The 16,508-nt window shown below is 62.5% G+C and carries 14 protein-coding genes and 1 pseudogene; 11 read left to right on the plus strand and 4 right to left on the minus strand.

The window, feature by feature from the left end; genetic code table 11:
- Positions 1–242 precede the first annotated feature (242 nt).
- Positions 243–1,667 carry a methyl-accepting chemotaxis protein gene (locus ACYCVF_RS33010; protein ID WP_459603809.1) on the minus strand — a complete coding sequence of 475 codons (1,425 nt, stop codon included), beginning with the start codon at positions 1,665–1,667 and terminating at the stop codon, positions 243–245.
- Between the two features lie 109 nt (positions 1,668–1,776).
- Positions 1,777–3,525 carry a methyl-accepting chemotaxis protein gene (locus ACYCVF_RS33015; RefSeq protein WP_459603810.1) on the minus strand — a complete coding sequence of 583 codons (1,749 nt, stop codon included), beginning with the start codon at positions 3,523–3,525 and terminating at the stop codon, positions 1,777–1,779.
- Positions 3,526–3,750: 225 nt separating this feature from the next.
- On the opposite strand from ACYCVF_RS33015, the gene ACYCVF_RS33020 reads away from it, so the two are divergent.
- The 8 genes and pseudogenes from ACYCVF_RS33020 to ACYCVF_RS33055 form a co-directional block, all read left to right on the plus strand.
- Positions 3,751–4,497, plus strand: coding sequence for a YebC/PmpR family DNA-binding transcriptional regulator (locus ACYCVF_RS33020; RefSeq protein WP_459603811.1), 747 nt, complete (start codon positions 3,751–3,753; stop codon positions 4,495–4,497).
- Between the two features lie 244 nt (positions 4,498–4,741).
- Positions 4,742–5,269, plus strand: a complete 528-nt coding sequence (gene ruvC, locus ACYCVF_RS33025) for a crossover junction endodeoxyribonuclease RuvC (RefSeq protein ID WP_459603812.1) — start codon at positions 4,742–4,744, stop codon at positions 5,267–5,269.
- A 240-nt stretch (positions 5,270–5,509) separates the two neighbouring features.
- Positions 5,510–6,127 (plus strand): Holliday junction branch migration protein RuvA, encoded by a 618-nt coding sequence (gene ruvA, locus ACYCVF_RS33030; RefSeq protein WP_459603813.1) that lies wholly within the window; start codon positions 5,510–5,512, stop codon positions 6,125–6,127.
- Positions 6,124–6,654, plus strand: a complete 531-nt coding sequence (locus tag ACYCVF_RS33035) for a hypothetical protein (RefSeq protein WP_459603814.1) — start codon at positions 6,124–6,126, stop codon at positions 6,652–6,654. Before ruvA ends, ACYCVF_RS33035 begins: the two co-directional genes overlap by 4 nt.
- Complete coding sequence (ruvB, locus tag ACYCVF_RS33040) at positions 6,651–7,703, plus strand: Holliday junction branch migration DNA helicase RuvB (RefSeq protein ID WP_459603815.1); 1,053 nt, start codon at positions 6,651–6,653, stop codon at positions 7,701–7,703. The genes ACYCVF_RS33035 and ruvB overlap by 4 nt, the downstream gene beginning before the upstream one ends.
- A gap of 97 nt (positions 7,704–7,800) precedes the next feature.
- Positions 7,801–8,670 (plus strand): DUF6869 domain-containing protein, encoded by an 870-nt coding sequence (locus ACYCVF_RS33045; protein WP_459603816.1) that lies wholly within the window; start codon positions 7,801–7,803, stop codon positions 8,668–8,670.
- A gap of 106 nt (positions 8,671–8,776) precedes the next feature.
- Positions 8,777–9,697, plus strand: a complete 921-nt coding sequence (locus ACYCVF_RS33050; protein WP_459603817.1) for a metallophosphoesterase — start codon at positions 8,777–8,779, stop codon at positions 9,695–9,697.
- A gap of 13 nt (positions 9,698–9,710) precedes the next feature.
- Positions 9,711–9,845, plus strand: a pseudogene (locus ACYCVF_RS33055) (acyl-CoA thioester hydrolase); the annotation flags it as partial.
- Here the strand turns inward: ACYCVF_RS33055 and ACYCVF_RS33060 are convergent.
- The gene (locus ACYCVF_RS33060; protein ID WP_459607040.1) at positions 9,827–11,530 is read right to left on the minus strand and encodes a recombinase family protein; all 1,704 of its coding nucleotides are present in this window, start codon (positions 11,528–11,530) and stop codon (positions 9,827–9,829) included. The pseudogene ACYCVF_RS33055 and the gene ACYCVF_RS33060 sit on opposite strands and share 19 nt — an antisense overlap.
- 984 nt (positions 11,531–12,514) lie before the next feature.
- Between ACYCVF_RS33060 and ACYCVF_RS33065 the strand changes: the two genes are divergently transcribed.
- The 3 genes from ACYCVF_RS33065 (at position 12,515) to ACYCVF_RS33075 (ending at position 14,908) form a co-directional block, all read left to right on the plus strand.
- Complete coding sequence (locus ACYCVF_RS33065; RefSeq protein ID WP_459607042.1) at positions 12,515–12,787, plus strand: hypothetical protein; 273 nt, start codon at positions 12,515–12,517, stop codon at positions 12,785–12,787.
- Positions 12,788–12,932: 145 nt separating this feature from the next.
- Positions 12,933–13,952, plus strand: coding sequence for a hypothetical protein (locus ACYCVF_RS33070; RefSeq protein WP_459607044.1), 1,020 nt, complete (start codon positions 12,933–12,935; stop codon positions 13,950–13,952).
- A 782-nt stretch (positions 13,953–14,734) separates the two neighbouring features.
- On the plus strand, positions 14,735–14,908 hold the full coding sequence (locus tag ACYCVF_RS33075; protein WP_459607046.1) for a hypothetical protein: 174 nt from the start codon (positions 14,735–14,737) through the stop codon (positions 14,906–14,908).
- Between the two features lie 176 nt (positions 14,909–15,084).
- Here the strand turns inward: ACYCVF_RS33075 and ACYCVF_RS33080 are convergent, their stop codons facing one another.
- Positions 15,085–16,389 (minus strand): hypothetical protein, encoded by a 1,305-nt coding sequence (locus ACYCVF_RS33080; RefSeq protein ID WP_459607048.1) that lies wholly within the window; start codon positions 16,387–16,389, stop codon positions 15,085–15,087.
- Between the last annotated feature and the right edge of the window lie 119 nt (positions 16,390–16,508).

Genomic DNA, 16,508 nt, shown 5'->3' on the forward strand with positions numbered 1-16,508 from the left:
GAGATTTCGGAATAGTCGCATTATGCCCCTGTTTTGCCTGACGGGTCAAGTGTGGGGCGTATCCCGCCCAGCACTCGAATCACCTCCGCGTCGGGAGGAGGCGAACCGCGACCGAGCCTGATTTCATGGCCCGCTGGGCGCGTGCGCCTAAGTCATTGATTCCGCACACCCCGGCTACTGTGCATGGGGTTGTTTTCGAACTTTTTGTTTTGGCGAGGCCGGAGCGCGCCGCGCAATAGCCGTCAGCCCTGCCGAAAGCCCATCCGGAAGGCGCCCCAATGCTTGCCGCGGACCACGATCGGCGAGGACAGATCCTTCATCAGCACGAACTGCCCGCCGCCCATGTCGCGGCGGTAGGTCTGCAGCAGGAACGGCTTCGTGCTGCCTGCGACCTTCTTCACCGTGCGGTCGGTGAACAGCCGGCGGTTGCGGCAATTGGCGTTATTCCAGACCGGGTCCTTGCCCTGCGGCAGGCGGTAGTTCGGATTGTGGGTCGGCAGATAGCCGCTCCTTGCCCAGGCGACGCAGTAGACGATGCGCGGATCCGATTTCTGGATCGGGTCCTGGATCGCTGGCAGCACGCGATCGGTGAATTCGACGTAGTTGGTGAGGTACTGCTGTGGATCGGTGCCGGGGATCTCCCGGTACGTCTCGTCCATGAGCTGGGCGAGCGTGATCTCGCCGCGGTCGATCGCAGCCTCGAATTCGGCGGAGATGCGCTTGGCGGTCTCGACCACCACGCGGATCAGCGGCGTGTCCGACGTCTCCACTCCGCTGTCGGCGATCAGCGCGATCAGGCCTTCGGAGGCGTCGAGCAGCTTCGCCACGCGCTCATCGGCATTCTTGAGATCGCGCGAGGACAGGTCGACGCCCTTTGCGAGCTCGTTGAGCTCGCTGATGACGGTGTCGCAATGCCCGAGGTTGGAGGTCGCCGCGCGCGTGACGCTGCCGATCTCCGCCTCCACCGAGGCAAAGCCCTGCTGGACGCGTGAGATGATGCCGGAGATCGCTTGCGCGCCTTCGCCGGCGGTCTTGGCACGCTGCGAAGCGTCGCTGCTCTCGCCGATCAGGCCTTCGATCTGGCCGTCGAGATCGCGCACGGTGTCGGAGATCTGGTGCGTGGCCTGACGGGTGGCTTCCGCGAGGTTCTTGACCTCGCTCGCGACCACCGCGAAGCCGCGGCCGGCATTGCCGGCGCGCGCCGCTTCGATGGTTGCGTTCAGTGCCAGCAGATTGGTCTGCTTCGCGATCGCCTCGATCGAGCCGGATACCTTTGCCACCTGCGCCAGTGCCGAGCCGACGGCGCTCAGGCGCGCCTCGATCCGCTCCACGGCTGCGACCAGCTCGGAGATATGGCTGACCGCGGTGTCGACCGCGCCACGCGATTGCACGATCTCGCCGACCGCCGCGGACGTCGTCGTTTGCACGGCCTGCGATGCGTTGGCGATGTCGTGGTTGGCCGACACCATGGTCTCGGCCGTCTTCTGCAGGTGGTGGAAGCGTTCCGACTGGCTCGCGACGCGGTTCGCGACCTCCTGGACGTTGCCGGCGATGTCGGCGAGTTCCACGCCGAGGCCGCCGATGCGGTCGGCGAGCTGGTCGATCAGCCGCTCGGCGAGGGTGCGGTTGGAGCCGGTGTCCATGACGGCAAGTTGTGCGGCGGACATGTTCGACGAGTTCTCCAGTGAGAGCCGTTCATCGGCTCACGGCGGCATTCCCATTCCAGAATTCGACTTTAGAGGATGATTCGCCGCTGCCGTCTTGCCTGAGCGTGCACTACAGTTTGTAGGCAGTGCGAAATCCGCCCCAGTGCCGGCCCTGCACGCGGATCGGGACGTCGATCTCGCGCATCATCACGGTGTTGCCGTTGCCCATGTCCCGCGCATAGCTCTGGACCAGGTACGAGCGCAGGTTGTGCGCGGCAGCCAACCCCGCCGGATCGTTGAATATCCGCCGGTTGCGGCTGTTGGCTGTGTTCCAGGCGACGTCGCCCGGCCGCTGCGGATGGGAATAGATCTTGTTGTGCACCGGCAGGAACCCGTTGCGGTCGACCATGGCGCAGAACGCCATCCGCGGCTCTCTCGCCAGAAACGCCTCCTGGAACGGCGGCAGGGCGCGGTCGGCCCAGTCGAGATATTTCGTGCGGTATTGCTGCGGATTGGTGCCCGCAATTTCCACGTAGTCCGTGTCGAACAGCTCCTCCAGCCTGACCTCGCCACGCGCAACCGCCTGCTCGAATATCTTCGTCAGCGCATTGCCCGCCTCCATGGCACGGGTGACCAGCTCCGTGTTCTCCTCATGGATCGACCAGAGCTTGTCCTCGATCTTCTCGCTGAGCGCGGCGCTGGAGCCAACGAATTGCGCGCGGGCGCCGGCCTTGGACTGCTCGACCACGCGCAGGCGGCAGGCGCCGATGTCTTCGAGGGTGCCTTCGATCATCGCTTGCGGCGCGAGCCGGCTCGCGTCCGTGCCGCCGATCAGCAGGCCGTCCATCGCGATTTCATAGACCGGCATCACGCCGCGCGCGGTCTCGAACCTGAGGTGGCAGGGCAGCCGCTCGGTCTTGCGGCGGTCGGCGTGCTCGCTCTGGCGGAGCAGCACGGCGCAACGCGACTTCAGCTTCTGAGCAAAAGTTGTGACGGCCTTGCCCGCCTTGGCGACGCTCTCGCCATGGGTCTCGGCCGCCTTGGTCGCGGCATCGATCTCGGCCGCGCTCTCGCCCACCGACACGATGAACTCCGAGGCGCTGGCGGCGTTGCCGGAAACTTCGCTGGTGGTGGCGTTCTGCTCGGCGACGGCGCCGTTGACGGTCTCGAACACCGGGCGGATCGCCTCGATCGCCTGGGAGATGCGGTGGACGGCCTCCGCGGAGCCGGCGGCGTCGCGCTGGAGCGCGTCGATCTTCCGGGTGATCTCCTCGGTCGCGCCCTGGGTCTGCACCGCGAGGGCCTTGACCTCGGTGGCGACGACCGCAAATCCCTTTCCCGCAGCGCCCGCGCGCGCGGCCTCGATGGTCGAGTTGAGCGCGAGCAGCGTCGTCTGCCGTGCGATCTGTGCGATCAGATTGACGACGTTGCCGATGGCGGCGGAGGACTCGCGCAAGCGATCGACATTGGCGCGGGCTTCCTGCGCCGCGGCGCTGGCCTCGTCGGCGAGCTTGCCGGCATTGCGCACCTGCGCGCCGATCCCCTGGGCGGACTGGGTGAACTTGTCGGCGGCATGGGCGAAGGTGGAGGCGGTCGACTGCGCCGCGTTGGTCCGGCCGGTCAGGGCGTCGGTCCGGTCGCGAATGGCGGCAAGCGTCGCGGCGGTGGCCTCGGCGCCGCCGGCCACCGAATTGGCGGCGCGCTCGAGCTGGCGGATCATGGCGCCGAGCTCGAGTTCCAGCAATTCCAGGATCTCCCGGGCCGAATCACCCTCGGCGGCCGCGGCCGGCTCGGAATGGGCCGCCGGCTGCGGAGCCTCCGGGGCTGTCACAGGCTCAGCCTGGTCCGGCAGACGCTTCCGAAATAATCCGAACGCCATCGGGTCTCTCTTGTCGGGGGACGGTCGGGTGCTATTTTCGCAGGCCGGAATGAAGTCATGGTTAACGATGCCTGACATCTAGGCAGGAACCATTGCGCCAGCTACCTTTGCGGTACGACCCTAAAGCACTGGAGCCCTTTGATTCCGGTGGGTTGGCGGCCTATAAGGCCGCGCTTCCCACCCCGATCGGTGAACGACCCCAAAAGACCATTCAAGAGACCACGCATGGCCGGACATTCCCAATTCAAGAACATCATGCACCGCAAGGGGCGGCAGGATGCCCAGAAGTCGAAGCTGTTCGGCAAGCTGGCGCGGGAAATCACCGTCGCGGCCAAGCTCGGCACGCCCGACCCCGCCATGAACCCACGCCTGCGCGCCGCCGTGATCGCTGCGCGCCAGGAAAACATGCCGAAGGACAACATCGAGCGCGCCATCAAGAAGGCGCTCGGCAGCGATGGCGAGAACTATGACGAGATCCGCTACGAGGGCTACGGCCCCGGTGGCGTCGCCGTCATCGTCGAGGCGCTGACCGACAACCGCAACCGCGCTGCTTCCGACATCCGCTCCTTCTTCACCAAGTCCGGCGGCAATCTCGGCGAAACCGGCTCGGTGTCCTTCATGTTCGACCGCACGGGCGTGATCGAATTTGACCGCAGCGTCGCCTCGGATGACGCGATGCTGGACGCTGCGATCGAGGCCGGCGCCGACGACGTGGTCTCGGGCGAGAACGGCCACGAGATCTACGCCTCGACAGAAGGCTATCGCGACGTCGCCAAGGCGCTGGAAGCCAAGTTCGGCGAGCCGCGCAAGGCCGCGCTGATCTGGAAGCCGCAGAACACGGTCGCGGTCGATGACGAGACCGGCGAGAAGCTCCTGAAGCTGATGGATCTGCTCAACGAGCACGACGACGTCCAGCAGGTCTACGCCAATTTCGAGATATCGGACGCGCTGGTCGCGAAGATGGGCGGTTGACGCAGTTCTCGTGTCCCGGACGCGCAGCAGCGTGAAACACTGCTGCGCAGGGTCGGGACAAACCGCGCCTCGAGCGCCGGCGGCAACATTGGCCCCGGGTCAGCGGCGCATCACCATAGCGCGTTGAGGACGCGCGCGAGGGCACTTTTGCTGCGTCGCGCCCGGGGCACGAGGCCCCACTTCCCTGTTACTTCCGTTCTGTTTCTGTTTCCCCCCGCGGCGGCCAGCCGCTATCACATGGCCCATGACTGCGCTCCCGATTCGTGGCCCCGTTCGCATCATCGGCATCGACCCCGGCCTGCGCCGCACCGGCTGGGGCGTGATCGAGGCCGACGGCAATCGGCTGATCTACGTCGCCTGCGGCTCGGTGGAGCCGCCGGACGACCTGCCGCTGGCGAGCCGCCTCCTCGCGATCCATGAAGGGCTTGCCGCCGTTCTGTCCGGTCACCAGCCGATGGAGGCCGCGGTCGAGCAGACCTTCGTGAACAAGGACGGCGTCGCGACGCTGAAACTCGGTCAGGCCCGCGGCGTCGCCATGCTGGCGCCCGCGATGTTCGGCATCTCTGTCGCTGAATATGCACCGAACCAGGTCAAGAAGACCGTGGTCGGCGCCGGTCACGCCGACAAGCAACAGATCGCGATGATGCTGAAGATCCTGCTGCCGAAAGCCGAGCCGCCGTCCGCGGACGCCGCCGATGCGCTCGCCATCGCCATCACCCACGCCCATCACCGCCAGAGCGCGGCGCTGCGGTTGAAGGTGGTGGGTCTCTAATGCGCGTTGTGAGGCACAGATGAGCCGCATGGACGGTGTGCTCCCTCCCCCCCTGTGGGGGAGGGCTGGGGAGAGGGGTAGCCGCAGCGGTGGTGCCGCCGTCGTCAATGAGCTGCACGCGTCACCCTCGCGCCTTCGAGAGAATCCCCGTGTGGCACCCCCCTCCCTGACCCTCCCCCACAAGGGGGGAGGGAACGGTGAATCAATGCCGTGCGTCCTTCAAGCGAGGGGTGCGCAGCGATGATCGGTAAGCTCAAGGGCCTGATCGATTCCTACGGCGAGGATTTCGTCATCCTCGATGTCGGCGGGGTCGGCTATCAGGTGCATTGCTCGTCGCGCACCTTGCAGCATCTGCCTTCGCCTGGCGAGGCCGCCGTGCTGTCGATCGAGACCTATGTCCGCGAGGACCAGATCAAGCTGTTCGGCTTCCGCACCGACCAGGAGCGCGAATGGTTTCGCCTGCTGCAGACCGTGCAGGGTGTCGGCGCCAAGGTCGCGCTCGCCGTGCTCGGTACGCTGTCCCCGGCCGACCTCGCCAATGCCATTGCGCTGCGCGACAAGGCGGCCGTGGCCCGCACCCCCGGCGTCGGCCCCAAGGTCGCCGAGCGCATCGTCACCGAGTTGAAGGACAAGGCGCCGGCCTTCGCCAACGTTGATCCGGCCGTGGTGCATCTCGCCGGCGCCGTCGACGACCAGCGCGCGCCGCGCCCCGTGGCGGATGCGATCTCCGCGCTGGTCAATCTAGGCTACGGCCAGCCGCAGGCCGCCGCGGCGATTGCCTTGGCCGCGCGCAGTGCCGGCGAGAGCGCGGAGACTGCGCAGCTGATCCGGTTGGGCCTGAAGGAGCTGTCGAAGTGAGCGCGGCCCGCACCAATTCCGTCGTCGCTCTCCTTCGTCGCCTTTCGTGCGTGGTCGGTATCGTCGTGGTTTTCTCCGTTGTGGGGCCGCTGACGACCGCCGCGCTGGTTTCGGTCGTGGTGACGGCACTCGGTGCCGCGGTGCTGCAGATGTTTCTTGTGCTCCTCGATCTGGAGGCTCTGCGCGCTCTGGCTTCGATCGCGATCTTGCTGCTGGCCATCGCCACGGTTCTCGCCTCGTTCCTTCCTGCAGTCGTTGCCGGTCTGATATTCGCGCTGGCCGCGGTCTACGCCGATGTCAACATGATCTGGATGGCGTGGCTCGCCGCGGCCGTGGCCGCGGCCGGCTTCGTCGCGCTTGGCATGTTCGTTGTGCCCTCTGAAACCTCGGCGGTGATCGTGCCCAGTGTCCGTTCCGTGCCAGAGGCGCTGAAGCTTTCGGCGATGCTCGCCGTCGTCGCCGTCATTCCGGCCAGCCTGTGCTGGTGGCTCGCGAAACCTCTGCGTCGTGTTATCCTGCCTGCATGACCACGCCCCCACGCATCGTAACGCCCGAGCGCCGCAGCGACGATGTCGGCGATACCGCGCTGCGTCCGCAATCGCTGTCCGATTTCGTTGGGCAGCAGCAGGCGCGCAAGAATCTGTCGATCTTCATCGAGGCGGCGCGCAAGCGTGGCGAGGCGCTGGATCACGTGCTGTTCGTCGGCCCGCCCGGCCTCGGCAAGACCACGCTGGCGCAGATCGTGGCCAAGGAGCTCGGCGTCGGCTTTCGCGCCACCTCGGGGCCGGTGATCGCCAAGGCCGGCGATCTTGCCGCGCTCCTCACCAATCTCGAAGAGCGCGACGTGCTCTTCATCGACGAGATCCATCGCCTCAGTCCGGCGGTGGAAGAGGTGCTCTATCCTGCGATGGAGGACTTTCAGCTCGATCTCATCATCGGCGAGGGCCCGGCGGCGCGTTCGGTGAAAATCGAGCTGTCGAAATTCACGCTCGTCGGCGCCACGACGCGCGCAGGCCTTCTCACCAATCCCTTGCGCGACCGCTTCGGCATTCCGGTCCGGCTCAACTTCTACACCATCGAGGAATTGGAAAGCATCGTCAGCCGCGGTGCGCGCGTGCTCAATGTCGGAATGACCGCGGACGGGGCCAACGAGATTGCACGCCGCGCCCGCGGCACGCCGCGCATCGCCGGGCGGCTGCTCAGGCGTGTGCGCGATTTTGCCTCCGCGGCCGATGCCGACAAGATCGATCGCAAGATTGCCGACCACGCGCTGAGCGCGCTCGAAGTCGACGCCGCGGGTCTCGACGCGATGGACCGCCGCTATCTCTCGACCATCGCGCTAAACTATGGTGGCGGCCCGGTCGGCGTCGAGACCATGGCCGCCGCGCTGTCCGAGCCGCGCGATGCCATCGAGGACATCATCGAGCCCTATCTGATCCAGTGCGGCTATCTCCAGCGCACCCCGCGCGGCCGCCTGCTCACCTCGCACGCCTTCCGCCATCTCGGTCTCGCCGAGCCCAATCGCGATCCGGCCCAGTTCGGCCTGTTCGGCACCGAGCAGTCCGAGGACGACTGACTGCCGCAACCGGTGAACCCGCCGGTTCAATCTTGTCACTAATCCGATGCGCGGCGCACGGCATCGCCGCTCACGCATACGGATTGGAGTTGGAAGAATGCGGCCGACGGACGACACTGGACTGCTCGAGGTCATCGCGGCCGCGCCGCAGCTGCGCACGCCTGATGAGACCGAGGCGTTTCTGGATCCGATGCCGGTCACTGAGCTGGCATCGATGTGGTGCGCGCTTCAGCGCGTCAGCCGGCGCGACCAGGTCGGCGGCATCTGGGCCTTGAAACTCTATTTCGATCGTCTGCCGCACCGCCGGCCGCAGCAAGCGCTCGATCTCGTGCTGGAGGTGCTCAGGACCGAGACCGACAAGCCGACTGTGATGCAGCTCAACGACAAGTTCCTGCTGTCGCTGCTCTATGCGCATGGCGAGGCGGTGATCGCGCGCATCGAGCACGAGGCCGCGCGTCATGACCGGTTGCGCTGGCTGCTCGGCGGTGTGCATGTCGCGCCCGACGATCCCTTGATGTCGCGCATTGCAGAGCTTGCCGACAACGAGGCCTGGCAGGCCGACCATCTGGCCCAGCGCACGCCGCGCGAGCCGCTCGATTGCGCCGGCATGTCGACCGCAGCGCTCGCCCGTGCTTGGGTCGAGCAATATTCCAAGTCCGATCGCGACCAGGACGACAATCTGTTCACGATCATGGATTTCGAAAAGGACCTGCGCGAGGATGATCCCGACCGAATGATCGACCTGATCCTGGAGATCCTGAAGATCGAGGCCAATCCGGTGTTGATGTCGCTGCTCGCGGCAGGTCCCCTCGAAGATGTGATCAGCACCGGGACGATCGACCGCATCGAACGTGAAGCGCGTGTCAATGAACGTTTTCGCGATCTGCTCGGCGGTGTCTGGTACTATCGCGCGTCGGACGAATTGAAGACGCGGCTGGATGCGCTGGTCGGCGAGAGCCGCTGGTGATGCCTGTGCAAGGCGTCTGCACGAGGATGCAGACCATCTGCACGAGCGTATCCCAATTCCGCTTCAATCGCATCGCATCGAGAAGCTGCATCAGAAGCGAGCTTCCATGATCACGCGCCGTCATCTCATCCGTTCCATCGGCGGCCTGTCCGCCCTCGGCGTCTCGACCGCCGCCTATGGCGTCGGCGTCGAGCCGATGCTGAGGCTCCGCGTCACGCGCTATCATCCGACGCCGCGGCAATGGCCCGCGGATCTTCCGCTGAAGATCGCCGTCATCGCCGACCTCCATGCCTGCGATCCCTGGATGCCGCTGGAGCGGGTCGAGGCCATCGTCGACCGCACCAATGCGCTGAACGCCGATATCATCGTGCTGCTCGGCGACTATGTCGCCGGCCTGCATCAGGTCACGCGCATCATTCCGTGCAACGAATGGGCACGTCTGCTGGCCGGCCTCAAGGCGCCGCTCGGCGTCCACGCCGTCATGGGCAACCACGACTATTGGGATGACAGGGCCGTGCAGCGGGCCGGGCAGGGGCCGACCGTCGCGCATCGTGCGCTGGAGACCGCCGGCATCCCCGTCTACGAGAACGACGTCGTGCGCCTCGCCAAGAACGGTCGTCCGTTCTGGCTCGCCGGTCTCGGCGATCAACTCGCGTTCCTGCCGGCGCGCCGGTTTCGCAGCATGGCACGGTTCGGCGCCGACGATCTCAGCGCGACGCTCGCCAAGGTCACGGACGATGCGCCCATCATCCTGCTCGCGCATGAGCCCAACATCGCACCGCGTGTGCCCGCGCGTGTCGCGCTGCAGCTGTCCGGCCACACCCACGGCGGCCAGGTTCGCCTGCTCGGCTGGTCGCCCGCGGTGCCGCCGCAGCAGGGCGTCCACCTCGCCTATGGTCATGTGAAGCTGAAATGCGACGTCATCATCTCCGGCGGGCTCGGTTGCAGCATCATGCCGCTCCGCGTCGGCGTGCCCCCTGAGATCGTCGAGGTGAGGCTGGGGCGGGACGCCCCGGTTGTGTCCTGACACGCTTGCGCGGATCGCGGTTTTTGCGCAAAACGGGCCGACAGCGACAAGCGAAGAGGCTCGCGACGTGACAGCTCATCTCGACGGCGAGATCCGCGACGGCCGCCACCACATGCAGGTCCGCGTCTATTACGAGGACACGGATTTCCCTGACTTGCCATTATCGTAGTAGGCAAACGTGCTGATTTCTCCTGCCTTGCGGTTTTCGGGGAAAAGCTTCTTGCCGGAAAGGGCGGCGCTGTTTAGGTAGGGCGTATATTCGTAGGGCATCCGCTTGCGAACCGGATGCACTACAATGCAGTCGATCAAGTTGCGGAAGGCGATGCGAGTTTCGATCGCCTTCGGGTTGATCTTGAGCGCCGCGACCAGTCTTCGAGTCTCCGAACGATATCGGTCACTGAATTTTGGGTGGTCGAATGGGATCACTTTTTCGCCGCCACTGCCCATCAGCCGCAAGCGCTCTTCAACGGTTTCCCGTTCCAGGTCGCATTCATCGATCCGCTTGAGTAACTCATCCGGTTTGCGACGGCTGTTCGCGATGGCATATGTCAGCCGTTCGATCTCGGTAGTCAACACACGGCGTCGACGGTCCAGCTTGGCGCGTTCGCTGCCACCCTTGTTCCGATCGTTTTTGCGTTCCTCCTGCCAAGCACGCATCGCCTCTTCAACGGCTTTCGGCGAAAGCAATTTAGCTTCGATTTTTTGGGAGGCATCCTTGAGCAGAATGTCCATGTCAAAGCTACGGGTGTGCTCGCAGGTACCCCGCTGATGCGCGTTGGCGCATGCGGCGCGCGGCGCGCCGTTCCGGGACGATTGAGCGATTCGCATATGGCCGTTGCAGACACCGCACCGGAGAACGCCGGCGAGCGGGTGTTCACTGTTGCGCGGAATCACGAGGCGGCGCCGCGGCTTGCCTGTCGGCCCGAACATCTGTACGGCGCGCGCGCTACGGACCTTCTGCGCTCGATCCCAGAGCGCTTGCGGAATGATCCGCAGCTCAGGCTTTTTGACTATGATGTGGCGTTCTTCTGGATTGCGGCGCTTCTGTTTCTTCTGCGTCTCCGGGTTGAGAATTGTCGAGCGAACATTCCAATGTATCTCGCCGATATATAGGTCGTTGCCGATGATCCCGCGACCATGCCGACCGCCTGTGATGCACTGATGATTCCAGGTGGTCCGACCTACCTTGTTCTTGTGACGAGTTGCCCCGGGTGAGAGCACGCCTTCGCGGGTGAGATCAGCAGCGATAGTTCGGGTCGAACGGCCCACCGCATATTCAGTGAAAATGCGGCGGACAATCTTTGCTTCGTTCTCATCGATCACGCGGTCGCCGGGCGCGCCCGGCCTCGGCCGATAACCATAGGCGTATGAGCCAGGAATTCTTCCATTGGCAACAGCGTTGTCATGGCCGCGCCGAACCTTTTCGGCGAGCTGCGGCTTGTAAATCGTGTTGTAAAGACTCGCGATGCTGATGTCGGTGGCGGTCGCGTAGACGCCTTTCTGATCCATCAGCTCAACGCGGTTGAACTCGAAAACCTGCTTGAGACGCTGGATGGTTGCGGGATCGCGCGACAAGCGGTCGAAATGCTCAACGACGACCACGTCAAAGTCATGATTTCGCACACCGTTCAGCAAGCGCTGATAGCCGTCCCGGGCACCTTCGGTAAGACCGGATTTTGCGGCATCCACAAACTCTCCGATGACATCGAGATTGCTGCGCAACGCGACCTTCCTGCAGAGCAATAGCTGACCGTCAATCGAGGTCGCCTTTTGCATGTCGCTGGAATAGCGGGCGTACACTACGGCCGTTTTTTTGGATGACGCTGTCGTCATTCCGGTCCTCTATCGGCTGCCCCAAGTCTGAATTTTCATCCCGTGCGATCTGGCGTCCGATGGCGCGCGCCAGCTCAAACCAGATTTCCTCATTGTCGGGATTATCCCAGCTCTGGGGGTGGGAGGGGTCAAGCGGTCGAATAATCGCCCGTTGTCCTCGGAGCGATCGGATGCGGGTACGCATTTGCAAACTCGCCAGCAGAAGCTAACGTAAATTTCCGCCCTGCGCTACAGCCGGGCGGCTGTGATTACTTGCGGCGCTTGCTTCCACCATTCGCATCTCCGATCGCTCCTGTGCCCGCCAGAAATTCTCTGCAATTTCACGACTTTTGTTGGTGCGATGATCCGATCCAGATCGTCGTTCAGCCACAGCTTCCTTCGGCCGTGGTCGCGACCCGACAGGAATCACAGGATTCGTGACCTTTGGAGCATTCATGGAAGTCTCGATCTGCGCAGTTGTGAGTCCATTCATGTTGACCGCGGCCGCGGCGAATGAAAATGAGATTCTTCAAATATCTCAATGCTCCGTATCGGGTTTTAGCGCACTCCTGCGATGGTGGTCGTAGGCGGGAGCAGATTCGCTAAGCAAAGCGGAGTAAAAATACTTGCGGGTGACGGCGACGAAGGTCCGAAGAGATGCGTCCAACTCTCTTAGGAGCTCTCCTGTCGCATTGCCGTGCTCTCCGGTGGCTACGCTCATGTTCGGAAGCGGTCCGCATCGACTTGCTGACCGCTATCCCGGACATCAAGAAGATCATCGAGCACGAAAGGGGGGCAGTTCACGGATAACGCGGATCGAGGAACGGCAACGCGAAGGGGGCGATCGTACGCCTATCCGTTAGGCATCAGTTCCTTCAACCGGTATCCCGACGGCGATTCCTGTTCTCCAGCTCGCGCTCTTTCTGACGTTTCTTGTGACCGGCGATCCAGGCCTGTACGCGTGGGTGAACGTCGTCCTTGCGCTCAGGTACAGCGACATCACGGATGCGGTCGGCCACACTCGCGGCGGCTTGCTCCGCTGTGCCGGATCCCGGCAACACGGGGCTGTTCCTCGGACTCGATGTGCTGGACGACGTTTCGTGTGGCGACCGCTACGTGGTGGCGGAGCCGAAGGCTCAATCGTTCGAATCCCTGATTGATCCGGCGTCGACGCCTGTACATGGACATACGCCGCAGGCCTTCGTTCCGGAAGTTGGCGGCAAGCCGATAGGTCCCGTCGTTGCCTTGCGCTCGCGCGAGCCGCTTACGCCGCCGTAGCACCTGTTCACGGGCGTCGTGGACGGCGGGGACGACATCCGACTGGTGGAATGTGAAGGACACTCACGGTAACGTCCTGCCAATTTCAGCAAGCCAGCTCGTGGCTCATCACATCTCTCATCACCCGAGCTCCACGACGGACGAATTGGCGTTTATCGCCGGTGGGTCACAGCCGCGCAACGCGCCGCCGCCCGCAAGCCGGCTCGACCGCAGCATTGTGTGCGGCGTCTTCAGCGTGAGCAGCGACGAGGAAGGCAGCTTCGACAACGACACATTTTCGCTTCGTTACGATCCATCGCTGATTTCCGACGATGCTCCACCCGAGGACAACAAACCGGTCGGTCTTTTCCATGACCTCATCTCAATACCGGTACTCGAGAATATTTCAACTCTGCGTGAGATCACGATCAACACCAACATTTCGATGATCTCCGCTGCCCTGACGCCGGCGCCATTAGCGCCAGCGGTGCCATCGACCACCTGCCGGATATCCGTGAGGGGCCCAACGCTCACGATCGATCCGACCACGACGGGAGTAAATGACGGCTATTGCGTGTCGGCACCCCTGTATCGTCAAACCATGGGTACCGGCGTTCACCGAGCTTTCTTGATTGTCACTCTTGAGGTGCTGGTCTGGACGATCGTCAAACTCGGTCTTTATCACAGGCGAGATATTGTGGGCCCTGCTGCTGGAGTTCCGCCATTTGCCGCGGCGTTCGGTCAAACGTTGGGGCCGGTCGGCGGCAGTGCGTCGTTTATCAACGAGCAGGAAGCGCGTCTGTCGGGCGCTGCGGCAATCTCTCTGCCCGCCCAAAATTGGACTACGGAAGATCTGATCACGCAGGTGCTGGCCAGCAGGCAGATCATCGACAGTGCGCAATGGTCCGGAATCCTTGCCGAAGTGACGATCCACCATCGTCAGACCGTGGCCCTGCTGGCGGATGACGGGTCGGCAACCCCCAATCAGACGCTTAACCTCGATACGGGAAGCCGGTTTGCAATCGTTCGCAGCGAATTCATCCCAGGCAAGCCACAAACGCCATCCGCGCTTTTTCCGCCGAAATACAAGGAGTTCTCTGTCGATTTCATCTGGCACATGCAAGGCAACGAGTTTTTCCGGGTCATGGATGTTCCGGTCAGCATCGCGGCACCGCCAATGGCATGATGAAGGCGATCGATCGCCAAAGCGAAGACCGCCGACGTCATCGAAGCGCCATCGCTTTCATTCGGGTGATCACATACGCGGAGCAGGCGCGGCTGTGTTGCTACTGTGCCCGCCAGGACCTATCTGCCCTTGATGGCAATTCAAACTCATTGGCTTGATACATGCCTTCGGAGGGCAGCGTTCCTGGTGATCGAAAAAGCCTCTTTTGCAGAAATTTTGTAGCTTCCGAGAAGAAGTGTTATCGGAAGTAAACTCACCAAGAACTGGACCGCAAAGCGCGCCCTAACCGTCCCTTGCTTTCGTCCACCGGGACCGGAGTGATGGTGAGGGCGCTTTTCCAATCCTAGCTGCCCCGGAGGCCCCACAAGCAAATGGGGTGGGCCCTTCAGCCGCGTTTCCACTCTCGGCAATCCTTGGCCTTCTAAAGAGCGCTGGCGGGCGGCCAGCTCCGAGTGCGTTCAGGAAAATCACCTCGACTTCGGCATCGAGCGGGTGGCTTTTTAAGGACCCCAGATATGTCTCCCCTTTTAGGGAGTCCAGACAGGGCACGGGAAGATCACCGGTAGAGAATCTCGTCGAACCAAAAGCGGGAAGCGCGGCGCTCTTAGAAATCGTCGAAGAGCCCAAGGGTGCGCAGCAGGCATCCTTAATCCGCGCATAAAGCGGGTCACGCGCGACCGGGGGTTTTTCCGCTTTCGAGGCGATCGCGATCGACGAAAAAGGCGCACCAGTGCGCGTCGTCGCTCTCAGACTCGCGGGTTTGGGCCGCCCATAAGCTTTGGTTGTCCTGTCGTGCCGATAGGGAACCGCTCAAGCGCCAACTAGATGCTGCACAGGCGGAAGCCGTGGGAGCTCTGGTCGCAGGCTATCTCACCCACTCACCTACCGTTCGACGAAGAGCAGCTACGGATGCTCCCGAAGGAAGTGGTAGACAGCGCTGCTCCGCTTTTCGTTAAGGACAGAACTTAGCGGCGCCGTCCAGCGCCACTATGACGATCATCACGGTGCTGCTGCTCGTTTGCAGGATAGTCGCGCCATAACCCGCATGACGATCGTCATCGCCGGCAGGTCACCATCAGACCCGACCTAACCGAGAACCTCCCCTCGAAACTCCACAGTTCGTCGCAACCCATCAAACAGCAGGCCGCTCGACCGCACGATCTCGCCTTGTCACGCTGATCCCCTCAGCGGCTAGGGCACGCGCAAAATCCTCGTGAGGATAGTAATAGTGGTGGAATTGCTCAAAACTGTCGAGGCGCTTCAGAAGCGCATTTGAACTGATTTTTTCCTCGCCGAATTCACCGTGCATACTGTCAATTATAGTTTGGCGCAGTCGGGGCTCTGCATTCCGCAATGCGTCAACCAAATATCCTCCCGGTCCTGTTTTTACTTCTGTGGACGTATAAGCGCCTGCGACTTTTACCGCCTCGATGTGAGACGTCATGGAAACACGACAGGTAGGGAATACCCAGACGTTTAGATCCGATAAGGCCAGGAGGTAAAGTGAAGCGAAAAATGAGAAACATTCCTCTATGTCTAAGTGTTGCTCGGGACGTCTATCTGTCTCAGGCGTCGTTATTTTATTCCAAGTGGGCATGCCGATAATCAGAGGCCTCACGGGGGCGTACGTCGTGCACAAATACCTTGCGTGGTGCACGGTCGCCAACACGTCAAACGCAACGTCTTTATTCAGACCGAGCATTGCTCCTACTGAAAGATTCAGACCAGCTTTGGCTGCTCGATCCTGACTCTGCAGCCTGAATAAGAAACCATTGCCATTTTTCACAATACGGAAATCATCGTCGATTCCGTACGCTTTAGGCCCACGCGAAATATGCTGATTATAGACGGCCTCATCGTACGTCTCTTGCCACATTATCACTCCGTCAGCGCCGCAGTCAGCCAGCGTCTGATATTGTGCCTCCGTAAGTGCCATCGAGGAAAACAACAGCTGGCCGGCACCGGTTGGAGGAATATGCGATCTCAGTCTCCGCAGGAGAACTGGAAGAGCATCGCGGACAAATCGCATGTCGTCGCCACCGACTAGTTCAATATCCTCTATTCCCTTCTCAAGCAAATATTGCGCTTGAAGATCGACGATTTCCTCATCAATAGTTAGGCGGCCCATGTGCGTATTGTCGGCGCGCCAGCCACAAAAATCACAGTTGGACGCACATCGGTTGGTAACCTCCACTGGAGACAGCGTGGCAACCGAGCGGCCATACTTCCGTGTCCTGATACTGGCAGAACAGTCAAGAACCATCTTCTTGATTTTCTCAAAATCGGGCGTGTTGATCATACCGATGAACTCACTGACCTCGGCCGGCGATAAAGGACGATGATGCGCTTGGTTCAGTATGTAAGCGGCCTTCTTGAGGGTTAGCCCCACAGCTGCTCTAGACGCCGTGCGTAATTCATCAACTGGCACTTGGTACATCTCTTTAATTCCAATGGTTGCCTGATCGGTTCGGTGTTGCCCCCTTATTTCGGTTACTTTGCTCGGTTGGCATCCTCGGGGCATGTGATTGCCATTGCAACGGCCGCGCCAAGCAGGGA

This window comes from Bradyrhizobium cedriense (genome assembly GCF_054602315.1).

What these genes read in the sequence shown, in the direction of transcription:
- ACYCVF_RS33010 (WP_459603809.1), bottom strand. Translation starts at nt 1,667, where the DNA reads ATGTCCGCCGCACAACTTGCCGTCATGGACACCGGCTCCAACCGCACC.
- ACYCVF_RS33015 (WP_459603810.1), bottom strand. Translation starts at nt 3,525, where the DNA reads ATGGCGTTCGGATTATTTCGGAAGCGTCTGCCGGACCAGGCTGAGCCT.
- ACYCVF_RS33020 (WP_459603811.1), top strand. Translation starts at nt 3,751, where the DNA reads ATGGCCGGACATTCCCAATTCAAGAACATCATGCACCGCAAGGGGCGG.
- ruvC (WP_459603812.1), top strand. Translation starts at nt 4,742, where the DNA reads ATGACTGCGCTCCCGATTCGTGGCCCCGTTCGCATCATCGGCATCGAC.
- ruvA (WP_459603813.1), top strand. Translation starts at nt 5,510, where the DNA reads ATGATCGGTAAGCTCAAGGGCCTGATCGATTCCTACGGCGAGGATTTC.
- ruvB (WP_459603815.1), top strand. Translation starts at nt 6,651, where the DNA reads ATGACCACGCCCCCACGCATCGTAACGCCCGAGCGCCGCAGCGACGAT.
- ACYCVF_RS33045 (WP_459603816.1), top strand. Translation starts at nt 7,801, where the DNA reads ATGCGGCCGACGGACGACACTGGACTGCTCGAGGTCATCGCGGCCGCG.
- ACYCVF_RS33050 (WP_459603817.1), top strand. Translation starts at nt 8,777, where the DNA reads ATGATCACGCGCCGTCATCTCATCCGTTCCATCGGCGGCCTGTCCGCC.
- ACYCVF_RS33060 (WP_459607040.1), bottom strand. Translation starts at nt 11,530, where the DNA reads ATGACGACAGCGTCATCCAAAAAAACGGCCGTAGTGTACGCCCGCTAT.
- ACYCVF_RS33065 (WP_459607042.1), top strand. Translation starts at nt 12,515, where the DNA reads ATGCGGTCGGCCACACTCGCGGCGGCTTGCTCCGCTGTGCCGGATCCC.
- ACYCVF_RS33080 (WP_459607048.1), bottom strand. Translation starts at nt 16,389, where the DNA reads ATGTACCAAGTGCCAGTTGATGAATTACGCACGGCGTCTAGAGCAGCT.